The sequence below is a fragment of the Bacillota bacterium genome (assembly GCA_018333655.1).
Taxonomy (GTDB): Bacteria; Bacillota; UBA994; order UBA994; family UBA994; genus BS524.
On sequence record JAGXTJ010000033.1, the window covers coordinates 1 to 23,928 of the forward strand.

22 protein-coding genes are annotated in these 23,928 nt (G+C 54.8%); 19 read left to right on the top strand and 3 right to left on the bottom strand.

Annotated features, from left to right (window positions below; translation table 11 throughout):
* Window positions 1–358 precede the first annotated feature (358 nt).
* The 15 genes from KGZ92_06640 (at window position 359) to KGZ92_06710 (ending at window position 16,131) form a co-directional block, all read left to right on the top strand.
* Entirely contained in the window at window positions 359–781 is a 423-nt protein-coding gene (locus KGZ92_06640; protein ID MBS3888961.1) for a transcriptional repressor, read from the top strand.
* A gap of 243 nt (window positions 782–1,024) precedes the next feature.
* Window positions 1,025–2,368 (top strand): NCS2 family permease, encoded by a 1,344-nt coding sequence (locus KGZ92_06645; GenBank protein ID MBS3888962.1) that lies wholly within the window; start codon window positions 1,025–1,027, stop codon window positions 2,366–2,368.
* Between the two features lie 68 nt (window positions 2,369–2,436).
* Entirely contained in the window at window positions 2,437–3,735 is a 1,299-nt protein-coding gene (locus KGZ92_06650) for an adenylosuccinate lyase (protein MBS3888963.1), read from the top strand.
* A gap of 38 nt (window positions 3,736–3,773) precedes the next feature.
* Window positions 3,774–4,499, top strand: a complete 726-nt coding sequence (locus tag KGZ92_06655) for a phosphoribosylaminoimidazolesuccinocarboxamide synthase (protein MBS3888964.1) — start codon at window positions 3,774–3,776, stop codon at window positions 4,497–4,499.
* Window positions 4,486–4,737, top strand: coding sequence for a phosphoribosylformylglycinamidine synthase subunit PurS (purS, locus tag KGZ92_06660; GenBank protein MBS3888965.1), 252 nt, complete (start codon window positions 4,486–4,488; stop codon window positions 4,735–4,737). The genes KGZ92_06655 and purS overlap by 14 nt, the downstream gene beginning before the upstream one ends.
* Window positions 4,734–5,435, top strand: a complete 702-nt coding sequence (gene purQ, locus KGZ92_06665) for a phosphoribosylformylglycinamidine synthase subunit PurQ (GenBank protein ID MBS3888966.1) — start codon at window positions 4,734–4,736, stop codon at window positions 5,433–5,435. Before purS ends, purQ begins: the two co-directional genes overlap by 4 nt.
* A complete protein-coding gene (gene purL / locus KGZ92_06670) occupies window positions 5,428–7,659 on the top strand; it encodes a phosphoribosylformylglycinamidine synthase subunit PurL (protein ID MBS3888967.1) in 2,232 nt (743 codons plus the stop codon). The genes purQ and purL overlap by 8 nt, the downstream gene beginning before the upstream one ends.
* Window positions 7,641–9,092, top strand: coding sequence for an amidophosphoribosyltransferase (gene purF, locus KGZ92_06675; protein ID MBS3888968.1), 1,452 nt, complete (start codon window positions 7,641–7,643; stop codon window positions 9,090–9,092). The genes purL and purF overlap by 19 nt, the downstream gene beginning before the upstream one ends.
* Window positions 9,079–10,116, top strand: a complete 1,038-nt coding sequence (locus tag KGZ92_06680) for a phosphoribosylformylglycinamidine cyclo-ligase (GenBank protein MBS3888969.1) — start codon at window positions 9,079–9,081, stop codon at window positions 10,114–10,116. The genes purF and KGZ92_06680 overlap by 14 nt, the downstream gene beginning before the upstream one ends.
* 4 nt (window positions 10,117–10,120) lie before the next feature.
* A complete protein-coding gene (locus KGZ92_06685; protein ID MBS3888970.1) occupies window positions 10,121–10,765 on the top strand; it encodes a phosphoribosylglycinamide formyltransferase in 645 nt (214 codons plus the stop codon).
* On the top strand, window positions 10,746–12,278 hold the full coding sequence (gene purH, locus KGZ92_06690; protein ID MBS3888971.1) for a bifunctional phosphoribosylaminoimidazolecarboxamide formyltransferase/IMP cyclohydrolase: 1,533 nt from the start codon (window positions 10,746–10,748) through the stop codon (window positions 12,276–12,278). The genes KGZ92_06685 and purH overlap by 20 nt, the downstream gene beginning before the upstream one ends.
* Window positions 12,279–12,290: 12 nt before the next feature.
* On the top strand, window positions 12,291–13,541 hold the full coding sequence (gene purD, locus KGZ92_06695; protein ID MBS3888972.1) for a phosphoribosylamine--glycine ligase: 1,251 nt from the start codon (window positions 12,291–12,293) through the stop codon (window positions 13,539–13,541).
* A 23-nt stretch (window positions 13,542–13,564) separates the two neighbouring features.
* A complete protein-coding gene (gene purE, locus KGZ92_06700) occupies window positions 13,565–14,032 on the top strand; it encodes a 5-(carboxyamino)imidazole ribonucleotide mutase (GenBank protein MBS3888973.1) in 468 nt (155 codons plus the stop codon).
* Window positions 14,029–15,210, top strand: a complete 1,182-nt coding sequence (gene purK, locus KGZ92_06705) for a 5-(carboxyamino)imidazole ribonucleotide synthase (protein ID MBS3888974.1) — start codon at window positions 14,029–14,031, stop codon at window positions 15,208–15,210. Before purE ends, purK begins: the two co-directional genes overlap by 4 nt.
* Before the next feature lie 84 nt (window positions 15,211–15,294).
* A complete protein-coding gene (locus tag KGZ92_06710; protein MBS3888975.1) occupies window positions 15,295–16,131 on the top strand; it encodes a diaminopimelate epimerase in 837 nt (278 codons plus the stop codon).
* Here KGZ92_06710 and yedF read toward each other — a convergent pair.
* Window positions 16,128–16,700 carry a sulfurtransferase-like selenium metabolism protein YedF gene (yedF, locus tag KGZ92_06715; protein ID MBS3888976.1) on the bottom strand — a complete coding sequence of 191 codons (573 nt, stop codon included), beginning with the start codon at window positions 16,698–16,700 and terminating at the stop codon, window positions 16,128–16,130. The two genes, KGZ92_06710 and yedF, sit on opposite strands and share 4 nt — an antisense overlap.
* Window positions 16,701–16,754: 54 nt before the next feature.
* On the opposite strand from yedF, the gene KGZ92_06720 reads away from it, so the two are divergent.
* Entirely contained in the window at window positions 16,755–17,381 is a 627-nt protein-coding gene (locus KGZ92_06720) for an HD domain-containing protein (GenBank protein ID MBS3888977.1), read from the top strand.
* A 2-nt stretch (window positions 17,382–17,383) separates the two neighbouring features.
* Here the strand turns inward: KGZ92_06720 and KGZ92_06725 are convergent, their stop codons facing one another.
* The gene (locus tag KGZ92_06725) at window positions 17,384–18,307 is read right to left on the bottom strand and encodes an SPFH/Band 7/PHB domain protein (GenBank protein ID MBS3888978.1); all 924 of its coding nucleotides are present in this window, start codon (window positions 18,305–18,307) and stop codon (window positions 17,384–17,386) included.
* A gap of 27 nt (window positions 18,308–18,334) precedes the next feature.
* Window positions 18,335–18,772, bottom strand: a complete 438-nt coding sequence (locus KGZ92_06730; GenBank protein MBS3888979.1) for an NfeD family protein — start codon at window positions 18,770–18,772, stop codon at window positions 18,335–18,337.
* A 306-nt stretch (window positions 18,773–19,078) separates the two neighbouring features.
* Here KGZ92_06730 and KGZ92_06735 point away from each other — a divergent pair, with 306 nt between their 5' ends.
* From KGZ92_06735 to ligA, 3 genes are all read left to right on the top strand, one after another.
* On the top strand, window positions 19,079–19,501 hold the full coding sequence (locus KGZ92_06735) for a response regulator (GenBank protein ID MBS3888980.1): 423 nt from the start codon (window positions 19,079–19,081) through the stop codon (window positions 19,499–19,501).
* A gap of 90 nt (window positions 19,502–19,591) precedes the next feature.
* Window positions 19,592–21,793 carry a DNA helicase PcrA gene (gene pcrA / locus KGZ92_06740; protein MBS3888981.1) on the top strand — a complete coding sequence of 734 codons (2,202 nt, stop codon included), beginning with the start codon at window positions 19,592–19,594 and terminating at the stop codon, window positions 21,791–21,793.
* A gap of 14 nt (window positions 21,794–21,807) precedes the next feature.
* The gene (gene ligA, locus KGZ92_06745) at window positions 21,808–23,787 is read left to right on the top strand and encodes an NAD-dependent DNA ligase LigA (GenBank protein MBS3888982.1); all 1,980 of its coding nucleotides are present in this window, start codon (window positions 21,808–21,810) and stop codon (window positions 23,785–23,787) included.
* Window positions 23,788–23,928: the final 141 nt, after the last annotated feature.

Here is a 23,928-nt window from a genome sequence, read left to right on the forward strand (position 1 = left end):
AGGCAAGAGGCAAGAGGCAAGAGGCAAGAAACAAGAAGCAAGAAACAAGAGGCAAGAAACAAGAGGCAAGAAGCAAGAGGCAAGAGAGAAGTAACGTTTGTTAACCACAGAGGACACAGAGTAATAAAGAGAGAAACAAGGAGTGCCAAGAATGATTATAGTCGTTCCATCTTTCTCTCTTTTCCACGCCCCTGTGTCCTCTGTGGTAGAAATCGTGACTAAGTCTCGGCCCCGAGGAAAGTGAGCCAATACCCCTTAGGTAAGATTATAGATGAGTTAATGCGTGTGCTTGACAAAATAGGCTCCGCGCACGATAATATAGACAAAATAATAATTATTACTACCTGGGGGAATTTGCATGGACAGCTTGGTGGAGAGACTGCGGGAAAAAGGTTTAAAGGTTACGCCGCAACGCGTAGCCATTTACGGCTTGCTGCTTAATACCACTGCCCATCCGACCGCGGAGGAGTTATGGGAAGAAGTCAAGAAAGACCATGCCGCCGTCAGTTTTAACACCGTCTACACCACGCTGAGCACACTGGCGCAGGCGGGGCTCATTCAAAGGCTGCATATGGGTGCGGCCGCGCACTACGATGCTAAAGTAAGCCCCCATGTTCACTTAAATTGTAGACAGTGCGGACGGGTCGACGATTATGACGCCGACTTCGGGCTAAACCTAGCCGCAGTAGGTTCGCGCGCTAAGCGTGACCGGGGTTTTGTGGCCGAAAGGTTAGATCTCACCGTCTACGGTATCTGTCTGCCCTGTTCTAAAATTTCTTGAGTCCAGGAGCTGTTATAAAGACTCCCCGAGTAACATGGGGGAGTCTTTTTTGTGCCGCAGAGAAGGAGTAGCATCCCCCAGGAGAACTAAAACCCGAACATTAGGCTGCAAAAACAGTTCTATTGTTCGAGATTTTTCTTGACAGAGCACCGAAGTCAGTGCTATATTCGGATTGCAAAGGCATTAGGGTGCACAAGCTCGAGATGCCACTGATAAAGGGAGGTTGCCACTTTGCTAGAGCGCATGTTTAAGCTAAGAGAAAACAACACTACCGTCCACACCGAAGTATTTGCCGGGCTCACCACATTCATGACCATGGCCTACATTATTTTTGTCAACCCTAGTATCTTGTCGCTGGCAGGTATGGATTTTGGGGCGGTGCTCGTCGCTACTTGTTTGTCAGCCGCCTTAGCGACTATCGCGATGGGCCTTATGTCTAACTACCCTTTTGCCCTGGCCCCAGGCATGGGTCTTAACGCCTTTTTCACTTACACCGTGGTCAAGGGGGCAGGTCTTAGCTACCAGGCAGCCCTGGCCGCCGTTTTTATTTCAGGGATATTATTCTTTCTTCTTACTGTTACTAAGGCGCGCGAAGAAATTATTAACTCTATTCCGATGTCCTTAAAATTGGCGGTAGGCACTGGTATTGGGGTGTTTATCGCTCTCATTGGTTTTAAGAATGCCGGCCTGGTCATAGCTAAGCCCGCCACCCTCGTGACCCTAGGTGATGTGCAAAATCCGTTGGTCCTTTTATCCATCTTTGGCTTGCTCTTGACCAGCATTCTTGTTGTCAAAAAAGTGCGCGGGTCCTTGCTTATTGGCATTTTTACTACTACGGTCGTCGGCATGATTGTTTCTGAGATTATGGGCCCACAGTTCTTTGGTCTCATCCCCGGCACTGAAACGGCCCTAATTCGTGCCCCCAAGTCTTTGGCCGATATTTTCGCCTTTCCCCCGAGATTAGCCCACCTAGGTGAGTTCCGCTTTGGCTTCGCAGAGCTACTTGGTATTGGCTTTATCCCCATCATCTTCTCCTTTGCCTTTGTGGACGTTTTTGACACCATAGGTACTCTTATCGGAGTGGCTAGTAAAGCCGACATGCTTGATGCCGAGGGGAAGTTGCCGCGGGCCAATAGCGCCATGATGGCTGATGCCATCGGTACTGTAGCGGGCGCCATGCTTGGCACCAGCACGGTCACTACCTATGTGGAAAGTGCCGCCGGTGTAACGGAAGGCGGGCGCACTGGTCTCACCGCGGTAGTAACAGGGCTTCTCTTCTTGGCTGCGCTCTTTATCTCACCTCTAGCCGGTCTCGTGCCCGCCGCTGCCACAGCGCCAGTGCTAATTATTGTGGGCGTCTTTATGATGGAGCCGGTGGTAAAGATAAATTTTGGTGATTTCGCAGAAGCTATACCTGCGTTCTTGACCATTGTGATGATGCCCTTCACCTTTAGCATTGCCGAAGGCATTGTGTGGGGAGTTATCTCCTACGTGGTCCTTAAGTTAGCTCAAGGCAAGCAAAAAGAAATTTCGTGGATGATGTATGTGCTGACCTTCCTGTTCGTACTGCGCTTCTTTGTGCTCTAATTTGTCATATTCTCGTGGTACACTCTAGGCGCGAAGACAAATCCACAGGGCCATAAAGGAGGTCGCCAATGATAGAGCGCTACAGTCTCCCCGCCATGCGGAACATTTGGACCCTAGAGACTAAGTACCAGCAGTGGTTAGCGATTGAGATTCTTGCCTGTGAGGCCTGGAGTGAGCTCGGGGTAATTCCCCGCCCCGACGTAGAGTTAATACGCCAAAACGCCCGCTTTGACCCGAGCCGCATAGCAGAGATAGAGCTTGAGACCAACCATGACGTCGTCGCCTTTACGCGCAATGTCAGCGAATCGCTAGGGCCAGAAGCCAAGTGGGTGCATTATGGCTTGACTTCTACTGACGTGGTAGACACCGCGCTGTCGTTACAACTCGTAAAAGCAATGGACTTGGTAGAAAACAAACTGACAGAACTCGCAGAGGCCGTTGCTAAGCAGGCTAAACGTCACAAGCACACCGTGATGATGGGGCGCACCCATGGCGTGCACGCCGAGCCGACGACCTTTGGTCTAAAACTCGCTGTGTGGTATGCGGAGCTTAGGCGCCACAGCGAACGCTTGTCGGCAGCGCGCCAGACCATTGCCGTAGGCAAGCTTTCTGGTGCGGTCGGCACCTATGCCAACATCAACCCTTATGTAGAAGAATATGTCTGCTCGTGCCTGGGCCTTACTACGGCCCTAGCTGCTACCCAGACCTTGCAAAGAGACCGTCACGCCAGCTTAGTCACTACTCTAGCCATTGTCGGCTGCTCGCTCGAGAAGTTCGCCACGGAGATTCGGGCCCTGCAAAAAACGGAAGTACAGGAGGTCGAAGAGCCTTTTGCGCGCGGCCAAAAAGGTAGTTCGGCCATGCCTCATAAGCGTAACCCCATCATGTGCGAGCGCGTGGCGGGGCTCTCGCGCGTGCTGCGGGGCTATGCGCTCACTGCCATGGAAAATGTCGCTCTGTGGCATGAGCGCGACATCTCGCATTCTTCGGCTGAGCGCATTATTCTGCCTGACGCCTTTCATGTCTTGTACTACATGCTGCACGTGTTAACGCGGGTTATGGAGGGGTTGACCGTCAACCAAGAGACTATGCAAGACAATATGGCTCGGTCATACGATCTAGTCTACTCGCAGCATGTTCTTCTGCAGCTTATCGACGCTGGTTTATCGCGGGAGAGTGCATATGACTGTGTGCAGAACTTGGCCGGGCAAGCTTGGGTGAGCAAAAAGAGCTTTAAAGAACTCGTACTAAGCAGTGCAGAGATACGCGCACGGCTTGACGGTGAAAAGCTCCACGCGGCTTTTGATCTTAACTACCACCTTAAGTATGTCGATTATATCTTCGCTCGCGTGGGCCTTGACGGATAACGGCATACTACTCTGGTCCAGAGACAAGGAGAGAGCACATGGAGAAATTGGCATTACTATACGAGGGGAAGGCCAAAGCGGTTTACGAAACCGCTGATCCCGAGTGCGTAATCATTTATTTTCGCGACTCTGCCACTGCCCAAAACGGCCTCAAACAAGGCACCATAGCCGACAAGGGCCTTCTCAATAACCTCATTTCGGCGCATTTTTTTGCCTTGCTTGCCGCACATGGTGTAGAGACGCACTATGTGCAGACGGTAAGTCCGCGGGAGATGCTCGCCAAGAAGCTGGAAATTGTTAAGGTAGAGGTGGTAGTACGCAACATCGTGGCGGGCTCACTGGTTAAGCGTTTGGGATACCCAGAAGGCACTCCCTTGGCCACGCCGATACTCGAGTACTACTACAAGGATGACTCCCTTGGCGACCCCCTAGTGAATAGCGACCACCTCGCGGCCTTAAACCTGGCGACGGCCGAAGAACTCACGGCCATTGCTCTAGTCAGCCACAAAGTTAACAGCATTCTTAAAAGTCATTTGGCCGAGAAGAACTTGCTCCTTGTGGACTGCAAGCTTGAGTTCGGTCGCCATAAAGGGCGCTTGCTCCTCGGCGATGAAATATCGCCCGATACCTGTCGTTTTTGGGACATTACTACCCATGAGAAGCTCGATAAAGACCGCTTTCGCCGCGACCTCGGCGGGGTGTCGGAGGCGTACCACGAAATCTTAAGGCGTTTGACAGGAGGTAGGCTAAGTGTACAAAGCTAAAGTTTACATCACGCTGAAAGAGGGCGTGCTTGACCCAGAAGGTCAGGCGGTTTGTGCTGGGCTGCACAGCCTAGGGTTCACTGGCGTGGCTCTGGTGCGCATGAATAAGTCGGTGGAGATTATGGTAGAGGCGGCAAGCCTAGACGATGCTCGGGCCCTCGTGCGCGAGATGTGCGAGAGACTGCTGGCTAACCCTATCATGGAGGAATACCACTTCGTCTTGGAGGACCCCGTATGAGGTTTGGCATCGTCGTCTTCCCTGGCTCTAACTGCGACATCGATTGCTACCATGCCGCCAAAGAGGTGCTCGGGCAGCCGACTGAGTATGTGTGGCACCAAGAGAGTGACCTCGCCCGCTTTGACTGCATCGTGCTCCCCGGCGGGTTTTCTTATGGCGACTACTTGCGCACCGGGGCACTGGCGCGCTTTTCTCCTGTGATGACCGCGGTGGCCAAGGAGGCTAGCCGCGGCAAACTCATTCTGGGTATCTGTAATGGCTTTCAGATTCTGCTTGAGGCAGGCCTACTGCCTGGCGCTATGCAGAAAAATGACCATCTACAGTTTCGCTGCGAAATGCGCCATGTGCGCCTTGAAAACGTAAAGACTCCTTTCACGACGCTAGGCCAAGCGGGGCAAGTTCTTCGTCTGCCCATCGCCCATGCCGAGGGGAACTACTTTATTGACGAACTAGGGTTAGAAGCGTTACTAGGTAACGACCAAGTTGTTTTTCGCTATACCGACAAAGACGGGCGGGTCACGGCCGAGGCCAATCCTAATGGGTCTTTGCATAATATCGCTGGCATCGTCAATCGTGCGGGCAATGTGCTTGGCATCATGCCGCATCCAGAACGCAGCACAGAAGAAATACAGGGCGGTACCGACGGCTTGCTCATTTGGACGTCATTACTGGCGTGGTGGGGTGAAAGGCATGCGTGAAGTTTATCTTGATACACAAGATCTCGCTGAGGCTCGCGCCATGGGGCTTAAGCCATTAGAGTGGGAGAGAGTACTTGCCTTGCTTGGGCGACGGCCCAATCTCACCGAGCTAGGCATGTTTGCCGTGATGTGGTCAGAGCACTGCAGCTACAAGCACAGTAAAATTGCCCTGCGCCAGTTTCCCACTACAGGGGCACGCGTCATACAAGGCCCGGGCGAAAATGCCGGTGTGGTAGACATTGGCGATGGACAGGCAGTTGTCTTTAAAATGGAGAGCCACAATCATCCCTCCGCTATCGAGCCCTACCAGGGGGCTGCCACCGGCGTAGGCGGTATCGTGCGCGATATTTTTACCATGGGTGCACGCCCTATCGCTTTGCTCAACAGCCTGCGTTTTGGCGAGCTCACCACGCCTAAGCAGCGCTATCTTTTTTCTGGCGTCGTCGCTGGTATTGCCGGCTATGGCAATTGCATGGGCATTCCCACCGTAGGTGGCGAGGTCTACTTTAACGCCAGTTACACTCATAATTGTCTCGTCAACGCCATGTGTGTCGGAATTATCGACCAAGCCAAGCTCACTAAGGGTAGGGCACAGGGGGTAGGTAGCCGCCTTGTCTTGATCGGCGCGCGAACGGGGCGCGACGGCATTCATGGCGCGACCTTTGCCTCCGAGGAGCTAAGTGAAAAATCCCTCGAAAAGCGTCCAGCCGTGCAAGTGGGCGACCCCTTTATGGAGAAGCTCTTGCTCGAGGCCTGCCTCGAACTAATTGAGGCTGAGGTCATCCTTGGCATGCAGGATTTAGGCGCGGCTGGCTTGACCTCGGCTGCGAGCGAAATGGCCGCGCGCGGAGGACAAGGCGTCGAAATTGATGTGTCACTAGTACCTTGCCGCGAAAAGAACATGAACCCCTACGAAATCATGCTCTCAGAATCGCAGGAGCGCATGCTCCTAGTAGTTGAGCCAAGCAAAGTCGCGGTGGTGCTAAGCACTTGTGCCAAGTGGGGGCTTATGGGTACGGATATCGGCAGGGTGACCACGAGCGGCCAGGTGACGATTCGCCAAGGTGAGCGCGTAGTGGCCGAGGTGCCAGCCAAGCCCCTAGCCAGCGAAGGGCCCGTCTACAATCCGACCGCTACCATGCCCCTCTGGCAGGCGGAAGTGCAGTCACTTAACTTAGCAGAATTACCCCTGCCAGAAGACCTGAATGCCGTCCTTCGGGTGCTACTTGCTTCGCCTAACATTGCCAGCAAAGAATGGGTTTATCGCCAGTATGACCACATGGTACGGGGCGATACCGTAGTCTTGCCGGGGGGAGACGCTGCCGTGCTCCGCATTAAAGGTGCAGAGAAGGGCCTGGCCTTAAGTGTAGACTGCAATAGCCGCTATGTCTTTCTTGACCCCTACTGGGGCGGGGCGATCGCCGTCGCCGAGGCAGCGCGCAATGTGGCCTGCAGCGGAGCTAGGCCACTAGCCATTACTAACTGCCTTAATTTTGGTAGCCCAGAAAGACCGGAGATTTTTTACCAACTCACCAATGCTATTGCGGGCATGTCCGCAGCCTGCACAGCCCTAGGCACCCCGGTCACAGGCGGCAATGTCAGCCTCTACAATGAAACGGGCGGGCAAGCCGTATTTCCTACGCCGACAGTAGGCATGGTGGGCTTGCTAGATAAGGTAGAGCAGCGCGTCACAGTTAGCTTTAAGCAATTAGGCGATGTGGTCTGTCTCTTGGGCGAAACTTACGAGGAACTGGGCGGTAGTGAATATCTTAAAGTCGTCCACTCTTTGGAGCGCGGTCACCCACCGCGGCTTGACCTTGGCGCGGAGCGCCGCCTGCAGGATTATCTCGTGGCGGCCAGAGCAGAGGGGCTCTTGGCCTCGGCCCATGATTGCTCCGACGGTGGCCTGGCAGTCACCCTGGCCGAATCGGCTATCGCCGGTGAACTAGGGGCCGAAATTGAGCTTGTGGGCCTACACGGCATGCGCCCTGATGCCCTGCTCTTTGGCGAATCGCAGTCGCGCGTGGTAGTCACCGTCAAGCCGCAGGATGTGGGCAGGGCAGAAACACTGGCTGCTACTCTAGGGGTGCCCTTTGCTGTGGTAGGAAAGGTGCAAGGAGATACCTTGAACGTAGATGTTCAGGGTAAGCGGCTAATTGCCGCCGCGGTAGCATCTATGTCGCAGCTCTGGAAAGGGAGCTTAACATGCCTAATGTCGCAGTAGACGATAAGTTGCGCGAAGAATGTGGTGTCTTAGGTATCTTTGGGCATGGCCTCGACGTGGTGCGGCTCGGCTACTTTGGCCTGTTCGCCTTGCAGCACCGTGGACAAGAGAGCGCGGGGCTGGCCGTTGCCGATGGCACCGGCATTGTGCGCCACAGGGGCCGCGGGCTCGTGGCTGAGGCCTTTAACGAGGAGCATATCGCTGCGCTAAGCGAACACAACCCCCATCTAGGTATCGGGCATGTGCGCTACTCCACTGCTGGTGCCTCCGATTTAATTAGCAGCCAGCCTCTCCTGCATTATGACGAGCAGGTGGGTGGCCTAAAAATTGCTCTCGCCCATAACGGCAATTTAGTGGGGGCAGGCCAGTTACGGCGAGAGCTAGAGGCAGGCGGCGCTCACTTTGCTACTATGAGTGATACAGAGGTCATTCTTAAGCTGCTGCATCGAGAATACACCGGGGATATACAAGAGGCCCTAGTGCGGACGCTTCTGGCCCTCTGCGGAGCCTTCAGCCTAGTGCTGTGTACACCCGCAAAGCTAATTGGCGTGCGTGACCCCCATGGTTTTAGGCCGCTCTGCCTAGGTAGCCTCGGCGGAGGCTACATCCTCGCCTCCGAAAGCGCGGCCATTTTGGCTCTCGGCGGTGAAGTAATCCGAGATATTAGGCCAGGAGAAATAGTCGTCATCGATGACAGTGGGGTGCAGTCTCAACAGTATGCACCAGCCACAAGAAGCTCCTGCATCTTTGAGTATGTCTACTTTGCCCGTAACGACAGTGTGCTTGACGGGCTCAATGTGTACAATGCGCGTGTCGCCCTGGGTCGGCGCTTGGCGGAGGAGCACCCCGTTCAGGCTGATTTAGTTATTAGCGTGCCAGATTCAGGCACCCCAGCCGCCTTAGGCTACGCCGCCTCTGCCAACTTACCATATGGCGAGGGCTTGGTTAAAAATCGCTATGTGGGGCGCACCTTTATACAGTCAAGCCAGGCCCTGCGCGAGCTCAAGGTGCTGCTTAAATTCACGCCGAATACCGCCATCTTGCAGGGTCAGCGCGTCGTCATCGTTGACGACTCCATTGTGCGCGGCACCACCATGGAGCTACTGGTGCGCGCCTTGCGGCGTGCGGGCGCCAGCGAAGTACATGTACGTGTGAGCTGTCCACCATATACAAATCCCTGCTACTTCGGCATCGATACACCCTCCTGCCTAGAGCTGGTGGCCAACTGTTCTGACAGTGCAGGTGTTTGTCGCATGATTGGGGCCGACAGCCTTGGCTACCTGAGCCTAGAGGGCATGTTAGAGGTCTTGTCGGGCGGCGAGCGGCAGTTTTGTCTGGGTTGCTTCACGGGGGACTACCCCTTAGACGTATCGCGTCAAGAGCAGGAGGCGGTGCGGCTAGAGAAAGAAGATTGGGGTGATGTGCGTGGCTAAAGAGGTAGGGCTAACCTATAGAGAGGCTGGGGTGGATGTCGCCGCCGGAACGCGCGCCGTAGAGCTGATGCGGAGCGCAGTGCGCACCACCTTTCGCCAAGAGGTGCTCACCGACATCGGCGGTTTTGGGGGGCTCTTTGCCCTCGGTAAGTACGAAGATCCAGTGCTCGTATCTGGCACTGACGGTGTGGGCACTAAACTAAAAGTAGCGTTTATGATGAACAGTCATGCTACAGTGGGCCTAGACTTAGTCGCCATGTCCGTGAATGATATCTTGGTCAGTGGTGCCGAGCCCCTCTTTTTTCTCGACTACTTAGGGGTGGCGAAGCTTATCCCTGAGCAGGTGGCCGAAATTGTGGGGGGCGTGGCCAGTGGCTGCCGCCAAGCAGGCTGCGCTTTAATAGGCGGCGAGACGGCCGAGCTGCCAGGGCTATATGCCCCTGGGGAGTACGACCTCGCCGGTTTTGCCGTGGGCGTGGTAGAGAAAAAACACTTGGTTGATGGCAGCACGATTAAGGAGGGCGACATCCTGCTCGGGCTTCCCTCGAGCGGCTTACACAGCAATGGTTATTCCTTGGTGCGTAAAATAGTCTTTGACTTGGCGGGCCATGCCGTAGATGACAAAGTCGATTGTCTCTGCGCTAGCATAGGCGAGGTGCTCCTTACTCCGACGCGCATCTATGTGCGAGCCGTACTACCCCTAGTGCGCCAGGGGCTTATCAAGGGTATGGTGCATATTACCGGGGGCGGGTTTACCGAGAACATCCCCCGGGTGCTTAAAGCAGGCCTAGGCGTAGAGATAGTCGAGGGCAGCTGGCGCGTGCCACCGGTGTTTTCGTGGTTGGCAGAGCTTGGCGGTGTTTGTACAGAAGAAATGTATCGCACTTTCAACATGGGCCTTGGCTTCATCCTCGTGGTCGCACCAGAACAAGCTGCGGTGGTCATAGACCAGCTCAGCGCAGTAGGAGAGACAGCCTACCAAGTAGGACAAGTTGTTAGCGGAAGCGGTGTTACCTTTGTCTAACAAGCTGCGATTAGCGGTACTCGTTTCGGGTGGGGGCAGCACGCTGCAAAACATTATTGACGCGGTAGAGAGTGGTGCGCTGCAGGCCGAAATTACGCTCGTGGTAAGTTCACGTCGCGATGCGTTGGCCCTCGAGCGAGCTAAAAGACATGCTTTGCCTCATATTGTTCTCCGCCCACGGGATTACAGTGCAGCCAGTAGCTTCGACCACGCTTTGTGTGCCGCCCTAGAGGTTGTGAGGGCTGACTTAGTCGTCTTGGCAGGCTACCTCACGGCCTTAGGGAGCGAGACGGTGTCTGCTTTTTCGGGGCGCATTATGAATATTCACCCCAGCCTTTTACCGGCGTTCGGTGGGCACGGCTACTACGGCCGGCATGTACATGCCGCTGTTTTACATCATGGCTGCAAAGTTAGTGGGGCGACCGTGATGTTTGTCACGCCTGAAGTAGATGCCGGCCCCATCATTCTGCAAGAGGCGGTGCCAGTTTTAGACGATGACACCGTAGAAACTTTGGCAAAGCGAGTGGCAGAGGTAGAAAAGAGGCTCTACCCTCTGGCCATTAAGCTATATGGTGCAGGTAGGCTCTCTCTAAAAGGGAGGCGCGTGCACATAGCGGAGGAGGCCGAGCATGAAGCGAGCGCTTATTAGTGTCGCCGATAAAACGGGGGTAGGGGAATTCGCCGCAGCTCTAGCGCACTTAGGGTACGAGATTGTGGCCAGTGGTGGCACCGCATTGTATCTTAAGGAGCAGGGTGTGGCCGTCACCGAAGTTTCGCAAGTGACTAACTACCCTGAAATGATGGATGGTCGTGTCAAGACACTTCACCCCGCCATCCACGGCGGAATTCTTATGCGCACAGACAACCCCTCTGATGTGGCGAGTGCGCGGCAAGCGGGGATTCAGCCTATCAGCATCGTTGTCGTCAACTTATATCCATTTGAGCGCACCGTGACGGGAGAGCACTCACTAAGTGAAGCCATCGAAAACATCGATATCGGCGGCCCGGCCCTGGTAAGGGCTGCGGCGAAGAATTACGCCTTTGTAGCCGCCGTGACCGATCCCTCGCAGTACCATGGGCTGCTCTGTGACTTGCGTGAGTACGGTGAAATTGCTCTCTCTACCCGTCAAAAGCTCGCGAGAGCAGCTTTTCAGCACACAGCCTACTACGACAGCATGGTGGCCCACTACTTGGCGCGCACTTTCGGGCCGGCCGAGTTTCCCTCGCGTGTGGGCCTACCGCTCTCCCTTGTTAAAGGGCTGCGCTACGGAGAAAACCCGCACCAAGAGGGCGCCCTCTATGCCGCGCCAGGTGCAAGGGTGGGGCTCCCGAGCGCTGTGCAGCTACAGGGCAAAGAGCTCTCTTACTGCAATATTTTAGACGCAGATGCCGCCTGGGCACTTGTCAGCGAGTTCTCTCGCCCGGCCGCCGTCGTTGTAAAACATGCCACCCCTTGTGGTGTGGCTACGGCTCCGTCACTACTTTTGGCCTACCAAAGGGCCGCAGACTGCGACCCTATCTCCACTTTCGGCGGCATAGTTGCGCTTAACCGCGAGGTAGACGTAGCTACGGCTTCGGCCATGAGAGAGATTTTTCTTGAGGTGATTGTAGCCCCTAAATTTAGTGACGCGGCGCGCGAGATACTAAGCGCCAAGCGCAACTTGCGCCTACTCACCATTAGTGACGAGGGTGCAAGGGGAGATGCGGGGCACTGGGAGGTAAAGAGTATTCAGGGTGGCTACTTGGTGCAGACCTCTGATACCTGGGGAGATAAATCGCTCTGGCAAGTTGTCACCTCGGTAGAGCCGACGAGTGAAGAGCGGCAAGACCTAGAGTTCGCCTTTGTCGTCGCTAAACATGTGAAGTCTAATGCCATTGTGATTGCTAAACAAGGGGCCACCCTAGGCATTGGCACGGGGCAGACTAACCGCATCGATGCCGCGCGGCAAGCCCTAGAGCGCGCCGGCGAGCGTGCAGAGGGGGCTGTGCTGGCCTCCGAAGCCTTTTTCCCCCAGCCTGACGTACTACTGGCCTGTGTACAAGCCGGCATAGTGGCCGTCATTCATCCTGGGGGTTCAATCAATGACGACTTGTCGCTAGCGGCAGCTAACGCGGCAGGTATAGCCATGTTGTACAGTAAAGAAAGGCACTTTAAGCACTAGGGGGGGTGCGTTATGCGTGTACTTGTACTTGGCCATGGGGGCAGAGAGCATGCGCTCGCGTGGAAGATTGCGGCGAGCCCGCTCTGCACGAAACTATATATTGCTCCGGGCAACCCGGGGACGGCCGACCTAGGCGAGAACGTAGCTTGCGACATCTGTGATACTTCCGCTGTGGTTAGTCTGGTGCGTGACTTGGCTATTGAACTCCTGGTCATCGGCCCCGAAGCGCCTCTAGCTAGCGGTGTCGCCGATGCGGTGCGCTATGAAGTGCCCTCCTGCTTTGTCTTCGGGCCCACTAAAGCTGGCGCTCGCCTCGAGTGGAGTAAAGCCTACGCCAAAACATTTATGAACAAGTATGGCGTTCCCACAGCAGGCCACCACACATTTTCGTCTCCTAAAGACGCGGCGTTCCACCTCGAGAACTGCGCCTTGCCCGTCGTGGTTAAGGCCGATGGCCTCGCGGCTGGCAAGGGGGTAATTATTGCTAAAACGCGTGCACAAGCAGTGGCAGCGGTGGGCATGCTGCCGCTAGGGCAGACAGTTGTCGTCGAAGAGTTCTTGGTTGGCCGCGAGGCCTCCGTGCTGGTTATTGCGGATGGCAGGCGATGCCATTTGTTGCCGCCGGTGCGCGACTACAAGGCCCTACTAGAAAACAACCTAGGGCCAAATACCGGGGGTATGGGGGCTTACGCGCCCTTGTCAGACTTAACCGCGAGAGACTTAAGTGAAATTAAAGCCCTCGCCGAGCGGACGCTAGCTGGCTTAGTAGACGAGGGCCTAGATTATCGCGGCATTATCTACCTAGGTCTGATGCTGACAGAGGAGGGTGTAAAGGTGCTAGAGTACAACGCGCGCTTTGGCGACCCCGAATGTCAACTGCTGATGGCTTTGCTCGAGAGCGACTTGCTCTACTATCTCTATCATGCGGCGAGGGGAGAGTTGCCTATAGAGCCCCCTACCTGTAGCGAGGACTGTGCTTGCCTCGTAGTAGCCTGCGGTGGCGATTACCCCTACTCGCCCTCGCAGGGCGAAGTAATCACCGGCCTAGCAGAGGCGGTAGCGGCAGGGCACCTCGTGTTTCAGGCGGGCACAGCAGAAGCAGAAGGCCATCTTGTGGCAAATGGCGGCCGCATTTTGAATGTAGTGGGGCGACACCAAGAGATGAGCAGAGCATGCCAAGAAGCCTACCAGGCCTTGAATTATCTTAAATTTGCAGGTATGCGCTTTCGTGGAGATATTGGCCAAGAGGAGGTACTGCCGTGACAGAAGCAAAAGTCGCCGTCATTATGGGCAGCAAGTCAGACTGGGGCGTTATGCAAGAAGCTTGTCGCCTCTTAGAAAAGCTCGAGGTGCCTCATGAGCGGCAGGTAGTTTCGGCGCACCGCACCCCAGATCTTATGTTCACTTTTGCCGAACAAGCAGCTCTGCGGGGAATCAAAGTAATAATTGCGGGTGCCGGCGGCGCTGCTCATCTGCCCGGTATGGTGGCCTGCAAGACGCTTTTGCCAGTTATTGGCGTGCCGATTCCTAGTGCGCACTTACAGGGGCTTGATTCTTTGCTCTCCATCGTGCAGATGCCTGCAGGTGTGCCGGTAGCGACCGTGGCGATAGGGGCAAGTGGTGCCAAAAATGCCGCCCTCTTGGCTTGCCAAATCCTCTCTCTTACGGACGACATACTGCTTAGTAAGCTCAAGAAGCTACGCGACGAAGCGGCGGAGCAAGTTTTTCAGGCCGAAAGGCTTGTAGTGCCATGAGTAAGCTACCTTTAAGGCCAGGGTCGGTGATAGGCATTCTTGGTGGGGGGCAACTTGGCCGTATGACCGCCATGGCAGCTAAAGCCATGGGTTACAAAGTGCTATGCCTCGACCCCACCCCAAACTCACCCTGCGGACAGGTGTGCGACGGACAAGTAGTGGGCTCACTCGGCGACAGGGAGGCCGCTTTTCACTTGGCGCGCCAGTCAGATATCGTTATATACGAGTTTGAAAATATAGATGCCGCTGTCGTGCGCGCCTTAGAGGGCGAGCATTGTGTGCCTCAGGGCAGTAATATCCTCGCCATCACGCAGAATCGCATACTAGAAAAGGCGCATCTGGCAGCACATGGCGTGCCACTTGCGCCCTACCGCGTGGTTAGATCGGCGGCAGACTTATCACATGCCGTAGCCGAGCTTGGCCTGCCACTGGTGCTAAAGTCGGCCTTGGGGGGCTATGATGGCAAGGGGCAGTTGGTCTTGCGGGGCAGTGCCGAGGTGGAGGCCGCGCTGGCGCAAGTTGCCCGCGGGGGTGAATTTGTCGTCGAAAAGTTCGTCGAGCTACACCAAGAAGTATCGGTCATCATAGCGCGCCGCCCGGGGGGTGAGTCTGCCCTCTTTCCCATCGCCGAAAACAGGCATTGTCAAAACGTGCTGCACACCACCATCGTGCCTGCGCGCCTAAGCCAAGACGCATCACAGCAGGCCTTAGAGCTAGCCACCAGCATCGCCCATTCGCTCGACTTAGTGGGTATTCTAGCAGTAGAGATGTTTGTCACCCCACAGGGCCTGCTCGTTAACGAACTAGCCCCACGCCCCCACAATTCAGGCCACTTTTCTTTCGGGGCCTGCTACACCTCGCAATTTGAGCAGTTCGTGCGGGCCGTAGCCGATCTGCCCCTAGGCGGCACCGACCTCCTCTTCCCCGCGGTGATGTTTAATATTCTCGGCCGGCACCAAAGACAAGTCTACGCCAACTGGCCCTTGCTCCAGCAAAAGGGCAAGGTGCACCTCTACGGCAAAAGCTCGAACGCCGACGCCGGGGACGGTTCTTTTTGTAACGCTGCCGACAGCCTAGTTGTAGAAGCTCATTCGCTGCGCAAAATGGGCCACATTCTGCTGCGTAGCAGCGACCCCGAGCCAGAGATCGCCTGGCTATCGGGGCTTCTCGAAAAGTGAGCGCGCCAACGACAGTTTGCCAAAAGACGCCCTTGCCGTATAATAAAGGCGAGAACGACTGTACTTGGGGGTGGTTGTGCGGTGGTGAAGTTTACTAAAATGCACGGGCTGGGTAATGACTTTATTCTCGTTGATATGCAGGAAGAGGTGCTCCTAGAGGCGCCTAGTCGGCTTGCTCGAGCCATCTGTCATCGCCAATATGGTGTCGGTGCCGACGGGCTAGTCTTAGTTCATAACTCCTCGCGTGCCGATTGCCGCATGCAGATTTTTAACGCCGACGGCAGTGAGGCCGAATCCTGTGGCAATGCCCTGCGCTGCGTGGCCAAGTTTGTGTATGACCGCGGGCGAGCACGGGGGGATATCGTCACAGTAGAGGCGCTGGCTGGTCTATACACTATCGAAGTAACGCCGCGCGGCGGCAGCGCCGAGTTGATGAAAGTAAACATGGGGCCACCCCGTTTTGAGCCCGCGGCCATGCCGGCCCTAGTTGACGGTCTTGGGCCTGTACTCGATTTACCACTAAGGACTGCCAAAGCTCTTTACCAAGGCGTCTTGGTCAATACGGGTGTTCCGCATGTGGTTATTTTTGTGCCGACCCTTGAGGGCTTTGATTTTATGGACGAAGGGCGTCAGATTGAGCAAAACCCGCTATTCCCACGGGGCATCAACGTCGACTTTGTCGAAGTAGTGCGCCCCGATTTCTTGGTGGCGAAAGTTTGGGAGCGTGGTGCGGGCCCTACACTGGCCTGCGGCACCGGTGCATCAGCCGTTCTCGCCGCTGCCTACCTCACCGGCAGGTCGGCGCGGTCTGCTACTGTGGTTCTCCCTGGCGGGGAACTCTACATAGAGTGGCGCGAGTCAGATGGCTGCGTGTACATGCTTGGGCCGGCAGTTAGCGTCTTTACAGGCAGCTACGTCTAAAGAGTGACTACCTTCGCGGCCTGCTGTAGGGTTTCTATAATGGTATACATGTTCGTTACTTCACCGATGATTAGTTTGTCTTTCAGACCGTAGTAATCAAGGCATAGACCGCAAGTCATAATAGTAAAGTCCTTGGCAAGTAGTCGCTCCAGGCTCGGCAGTACCTCTGAACCTTGGCAGGTTAATTTTGCCCCGGCGTGGGCGAAGAGAAGGTAGCCTCCCCGTTCTTCGCTTTCGGCGAGGGCGTAAAGAAACGACTTCATAAGCGTGCGCCCGAGCGTGCTGTCGCCTCGGCCTAGCTCCTCGGCGGTGAGAAAGTAGACTGTCTGAACCGTTAAGAACCGTCCCTCTCGCTTCACCTCTCGCTTAATCACGATGGTAAAGACGCCGTTTTCTTCGCAAACGCTGGTGGTGCAGCCCTGGCTCCTAGCAAACTTAAGTACATTTTCGCGTGAGATCGGGTTGTCTACTAGGCACACTAGGCTGTCTCCCTCGAGAGTATCGAGGGCTTTTTTCGTTTCGATGACTGGCGCGGGGCATACCAAGCCACGGTTATCTACTATTTTCATGTGAAAAACCTCCTTACAGTCTGTGGTATAATCTGTGCCGAGGGGGTTGTTACATTGGATAGAGAAGGCATTATGCTCTGGGGTGCTGCTAAAATGAAGTTTGCGGACGCCACGCCACTTGAGCGCGGTTATAGATACTACCATGGGCTGCGCACTGCGGCTTTGGCTGGTGCGCTAGCGCGGGCAGAGAAACTCACGGTGCGAAGCGAAGAACTATATATCGGCGCTTTCTTGCATGACGTAGGCAAGGCCGACTACCCGGGCGAGGGGCATGGCCCGCGTGGCCAAGAGCTTATCGAGGCCGAAATCGCTCACCTCTTTGCGCCAAGTGAGCTAGAGTTAGTGGGGAGCATTGTCAAGAGTCACTATGCCCGTCATAAAGACAGTGCTCTCCCCTTAGAGGCCCTGCTCGTGCAAGATGCCGATGCTATAGATCACTTTGGTAGCAACGCCGTCTGGCTTGCTTTTCACTGGGCCAAGCATCAGGGGCGCACGCAAGCGGCGACAATGAAATTTTATCATAAAGAAGACCGGGAATGGCGCGAGAGAGCTCTTCGCGGCTTAAACTTCGCGCTCAGTCGTAACGAGATGCTCTATCGCCTGGAGCGCATAGAGCATTTTTTCTCGCACTGGGCAAAAGAAGAGGCAGGGCTCTTAACCCTGCCACATGGCCTGACCTAGTACTACTTTATGGTTTCGGCCAGAGCACGCAGTGAACCCGCCAGCCCAGCCAGGTCGCTCGGTATAATTATCTTGGTGGCCTGACCATGCGCCATTTCGCGCAAAGCGTCAAAGCCTTGGATGGTCAAGAGAGCTTGGTCGGGGCTTACGTCTTTTATCATGGTTAGCCCGCGCGCCCTAGCCTCATAAACCTTAAGAATTGCTTCCGCCTCGCCTTCCGCTTGCAGGATGCGCTTTTGCCGGTCGGCTTCAGCCGCGAGTATAACTTGGGTGCGCGCACCTTCAGCCTCGAGGATAGTCGCTTGCTTACGACCTTCAGAGGTGAGAATGTTTGATTGCCGCTCACCCTCAGCGGTGAGAATTTGCGCTCTCTTGTCGCGCTCGGCGCGCATTTGCTTCTCCATGGCATCCTTTATGTCGCGGGGCGGATCAATAGACTTTAATTCGACGCGGTTCACTTTGACACCCCACTTATCGGTGGCGATATCAAGTATTTCGCGCAGCTGCGAGTTGATGCGCTCGCGCGAGGTAAGGGTTTCGTCGAGGGCTAGTTCACCAATGACATTGCGAATGGTGGTCTGCGTAAGCTTTTCGATCGCGCCACGCAGGTTAGACAACTCATAAGTTGATTTGACGGGGTCGGTTATTTGGTAGTAGATGACGGTATCAATCTGCATGGTCACATTGTCCTTGGTGATGACTGGCTGTGGCGGGTAATCAAGTACATGTTCGCGCAAGTCAATAAGTGGCAAGACGCGGTCAATAAAGGGCACCACGAAGTGTAGACCATGGGGCAGCTTACGATTAAAGCTACCCAAGCGTTCCACCAATCCGACTGATGATTGCCGGATGACGCGGAAGGAACTGAGGGCTACGAGGAAGACAAAGAAGAGCAACACATAGAGAAAAATAACGCCTAAATCCATTCTGTACTCCACCCTTTCCTGCTATTTTTATCTTTCATGCGCACGGCGCACGATAAGCCGCACCCCAGAGACGGCCACGACTTCGACCATTTCACCTTGGGCAATTTCGGTGCTCGTTTCCGCAAGGGCCGACCAATCTTCGTCGCGCACCTTTACTTGCCCAAGGCCAGTCTCCATGGCTATTGTTTTGGTGACGATACCGGTTTTACCGACTAGGGCATCGTAATTTGTTTGTATCATGGGGCCGCCCCGCATCCTAAGCGCATACTTGCGAAGAAACACAAAGCAGATCACCGTCGTGACCAAGAAGGCCAAGAGCTGTACGACGAGGCTGTAGCCTAGGGCAGCTACGGCACTGGCAGCGAGAGCACCTAGGCCAAAAAACATAATGAAGAAGCTCGGTGTGACCATTTCTAGGGCTACTAGCAGCAAGCCAAGTATCGCCCAAGTTATCCAAGCACCCATTTCTACTTCCCCCTCTGAGCTGTACTGCTTGTTATTACGCGCGACCGTCGGCAAAGTTTCATACGAACCTAGCTTTCCTGCTATGATGCGAACTAGTTTTTAATGTCGTGCTCTGCGTGTGCGTCCAACTTGTTGAGAAATGTCGAATAGGCCTCCTTCTAGAACATATTTCCCGGGAAAAGTTTGTCTCTGCAGCGCTTTTTCTGGCAATTACTGTCGACTCAACAAAGCTGCTGTCACAGTAAGGCTACAACCTGTAGTATGTCAGAAAATTAACACCACAAGCTATTGACATTTGGGAAAGTAATGGTAGATTTAGCATGGAGGAGGTGGGGAATCGTGCTTAGAACAAAGGTGTTAGTCATTGACGATCAAGTGGGCATCCGTGCGCTACTGACAGAAGTTTTTACAGTACTCGGCTATGAAGTTATCGAGGCCGGCAATGGGAGCGAAGGACTTGAAGTAATGGATAAGCGCAAACCTGACATCATTCTGCTCGACATGAAAATGCCGGGGCTTTCCGGCATTGAAACCCTTCGTCTAATACGAGCGAGAAATCATCATGTGCCTATTATTTTAGTGACGGCGTACCAAGAGAACGACATGATGGCAGAGGCAGAGAAGCTCGGTGTGACAGCTCGTCTAGTCAAGCCGTTTGACATCGAGGAACTGCAACGCATTGTGCGTCGTGTGTCTGAAATAGACGACCTCCTGGTTGCGGGAACTTAGGGGCATTTGCTAGAATAGCATAAGGACGAAGGATACCTTCCTGCAAGGCACGGCCGAGGGAAGGTTTTTTGTACTTTTAGGAGTGATGTCGTGGATTTGCAAAAACTACTCAACCCTGTGCAGAGACAAGCGGTACTACATGGCGATGGGCCCCTGCTTATCTTGGCGGGGGCAGGGAGTGGCAAGACGCGTGTACTAACCTACCGTGTCGCCCACTTAGTGCGCGAAAGAAAGGTCAGCCCGAGCGCTATCTTAGCCATCACCTTTACCAACAAAGCCGCCAAAGAGATGCAAGAAAGACTGCAGCGGCTGCTACCTGAAGCGCCTCGTCTTTTTATCGCCACCTTTCACGCGGCCTGTCTGCGCATCCTTAAAAAAGATGGTAGCAAAGTAGGGCTAGCCCCTAACTTTGTCGTCTACGACACGGCCGATCAGGCGGCTCTCATGAGGGAGTGTTTGCGCGAGCTAAACCTCGACCAAGAGAAATTCTCACCGCAGTCCATAATCGCCCGCATCAGTATGGCCAAGAACAGCCTGCAGTCGCCCGCGGATTTTGCAGCGCAGCGGCTCGATTACTTCGAGTCGACTGTGTCAGACGCATATTTTCTCTACGAGAAAAAACTGCGCCAGTACGGAGCGGTGGATTTTGACGATCTACTCCTCCTAGTGGTGCGTTTGCTAAGCGAACACCAAGAAGTACGCGAATATTACCAACACAAATTCCAGTACATCTTGGTCGACGAGTATCAAGACACCAATCTAGCGCAGTATAAAATAGTGAAAGCTCTCGCGGCCAAGCATCGCAATCTCTCTGTCGTCGGAGACGATGACCAAAGTATCTACAGGTGGCGGGGCGCTAACCTGCAGAATATTTTAGACTTTGAAAAAGACTACCCCGAAGCTACCGTGTACAAGCTAGAGCAAAACTATCGCAGCACCAAGGTCATACTTGAGGCCGCCAATGCGGTTATAGCCCAGAATGTCGGGCGCAAAGAAAAGGCCTTGTGGACTGACAACAATGTGGGCGAGCCGGCCACTGTTTTTGCGGCCCAGACGGAGCAAGAAGAGGCCTACTACATCGCGCATACTATTGCCGAGCAGCTCGTTCTGTATGACAAGTATGAGTACAGTGATTGCGCGGTGCTTTACCGCACTCATGCGCAGTCACGCGCCCTTGAAGATGCCTTAATTCGACTTGGTGTGCCCTACCGCGTCATCGGCGGGCAACGCTTTTACGATCGCAAAGAGGTCAAGGACTTACTCGCCTACCTTAGGCTCATCGTCAACCCTAGCGATGACGTTAGTTTTAACCGTGTCATCAATGTGCCGCGGCGGGGCCTAGGCGATGTTACCCTAGAAAAGCTGGCAGCGCTTGCCGCCCATAAGCAGTGTTCTCTCCTCCACGCCTCTCAGGATGCGGACGAGTTGACCGGTGTGCGGACCAATGCCATTTTCGCGCTAAAGGATTTTGCGGCTAAAATCGTGTCTCTCAGTCGCCAGTCGGAGTTTCTTGCCCTGCCCCAATTGGTAGAAGAAGTGCTGGCCACCACAGGCCTGAGGGCCAGTTTAATGGAACAAGGCCGCTCTCAGCCTGACGCCATCGCGCGGCTAGAGAACGTCATGGAAGTTATTTCTGTGGCCCGTGATTTCGAAGAAGCAAATCCAGAGAACAATTCTCTCAGTGACTTTCTCAGCACGGCCACCCTAGTGACGCAGGGCGACGAAGATGATGCTAAGACAGGCGGTAGCTTCGTCTCTCTCATGAGTTTGCATTCCGCCAAAGGCTTAGAGTTCCCTGTGGTCTTTTTATCTGGCCTCGAAGAGGGTATCTTTCCGCACATGCGCACCCTCTACGATACCGAAGAGCTAGAAGAAGAGCGCCGGCTTTGCTACGTGGGCCTTACCCGCGCGAGGGAGAAGCTCTACCTTACACATGCCTTGCAGCGCATGCTTTATGGCCGACTACATGCCAATGGTGCCTCGCGCTTTCTCGAAGATATTCCGGCTGCCTGTGTGGTGCGCCGCGGTGGCAAGCGCGAAGCCCTCGCTGTGGCAGCTACGTCTCTGCCGCCAGCAGCACATGTTGTCGCTGCCAAAGAGGTGCGGCAAGAGCGACTCGTGCAGTCAGATTTTAGCCCCGCCGATAGGGTAAGACACCCTAAATTTGGCGAAGGTACGGTTGTAAGTGTAAACAAAAAGGCAGACGATGTTTTCGTCTCGGTAGCCTTCTTGCCCCCCTTCGGTATTAAGACTCTGGCCTTGTCCTTCGCGCCACTTGAAAAACTACGCTAAAGCAGGGGGATGTAATGACTGCCAAGCCACGTATTGAGCTGTTGCGGCAAGAGATTTTGCGGCACGACTACCACTACCATGTGCTTAATGCTCCGCTCATCTCCGATTTTGCTTACGACGAACTTCTCAAGGAGCTCTTAGAGCTCGAGGCGGCTCATCCCGAGCTCGTCACCCGCGATTCCCCTACGCAAAGGGTAGCCCCACAGCCCCTTAGCGCGTTTGCCGAGGTGCGCCACAGCGTGCCCTTACTTAGCCTTGCCAATGCTACCTCATTAGGTGACTTAACGGACTTTGATCGCCGCGTGCGGGAGGGCTATAGTGGAGAAATCGCCTATGTCGTAGAGCATAAGATTGATGGCTTGGCGGTGGCACTGCGCTATGAAAACGGCGTGTTCGTGCAAGGCGCAACACGTGGAGATGGCGACGTAGGCGAGGACATCACCGAAAATTTACGCACCATAAACTCTTTGCCGCTTAGATTACGACAGCCGCATAGCCTCGAGGTGCGAGGTGAGGCTTACCTGCCCAAGGAGACTTTTGCCAGGCTCAATAAAGAGCGCCAAGAGCAGGATTTGGCTCCGTTTGCTAACCCGCGCAATGCTGCGGCCGGCTCCTTGCGCCAGCTCGACCCTAGTATAGCCGCTACTCGTCGGCTAGACCTAGTAGTTTACGCGCTGGCGCGACACGCGACGGAGACTTATCTAGAGCACATCTCCGCTTTAGAAATGCTCAGAGAAGCAGGCTTCAAAGTGAGCCCCTTTCGTCAAGTCGTCTCCTCCATGGACGAGGCCTATGCCCTCTGTCTAGAGTGCCAAGAAAAGAGGCATGAGCTGCCCTATGAAATTGATGGCCTAGTCATTAAGCTGAATAGCCTAGCCGGGCAAGAGCAGCTAGGCAGCACGGCGAAGTCGCCCCGCTCTGCTATCGCCTACAAGTTCCCTGCCGATGTCGGCGTCTCGCGCCTCTTAGATATAGAGATTAGTGTCGGGCGTACCGCCTCTCTTAACCCCACCGCCATTCTCGCGCCCCTTAACTTGGCTGGCACAATGGTGAGCAGGGCCTCGCTACACAATGCCGATTACATTGCGGCCAAGGATCTACGCCTCGGGGACTACGTCTATGTGCAAAAAGCAGCGGATATTATACCCGAAGTAGTAGGACCCCTTATCGAACGCCGTACCGGCCAGGAGATTCCGTACCTATTCCCTGCACAATGCCCCGTCTGCCAAACGCCTGTTGTGCAAAACAAGGGCGAAGTGGCATGGCGTTGCCCGAATGCTTTGTGCCAAGCACAGCAGCGCGAGAAAATAATTTACTTTGTCAGCAGGACCGCCATGGACATTGCCAAGGTAGGGGAGGCGCTCGTGGTTAGCTTGCTCAGCCATGGGCTGATCTCCGACGCGGCCGACCTGTACTACCTCACGGCAAGTGTCTTGGCCACCTTGCCGCGCATGGGCGAGCGCTCTACCGCGGCTGTACTCGCGTCAATTGAGAAGAGCAAGGACAACTCCTTAGAGAGACTAGTTACGGCTTTAGGCATTCCCTTTGTAGGCGAGAAAGTCGCCCTTACCCTAGCGCGTGCCTTTAATCATCTTGACAACCTGCGCCATGCCACTTACGAAGAGTTAATCAGTATCCCTGATGTCGGAGACAAAGTGGCAGAGAGCATTCGTGCCTTCTTTGCCCTAGAGGCGAATACTAGACTGATCGAGAAGCTACGCTTAGCTGGTGTTAGCTTTGCTTACCGGGGGGCAGCCACAGAGAGCACTTTAGCCGGCAAAACCTTTGTTATCACCGGCACCCTGCCAGGCCTAAGCCGCGAAGCCGCAGCAGCGCTCATTATGGCGCACGGGGGCGCGGTCAGCGGCTCGGTAAGCAAAAAGACAGACTTTCTCCTCGCTGGGGAGAAGGCGGGCAGCAAGCTCGCGCAGGCCGAGTCACTTGGCGTAGCAGTACTTTCTTTGGCCGAGCTTAGAGCGATGCTCATAAGTTAAGATCACAAGGCAACTCTTGACTTTGGGAGATAACGAGCAAAAAAATCGCTTAGACCTTGCAACAGCAAGGTTCTGAGCGATTTTAAAATGTCCTGTTACTTTTTCAGGTTTACGGAGAGGTCAAGTTTTGTACTGGCACGA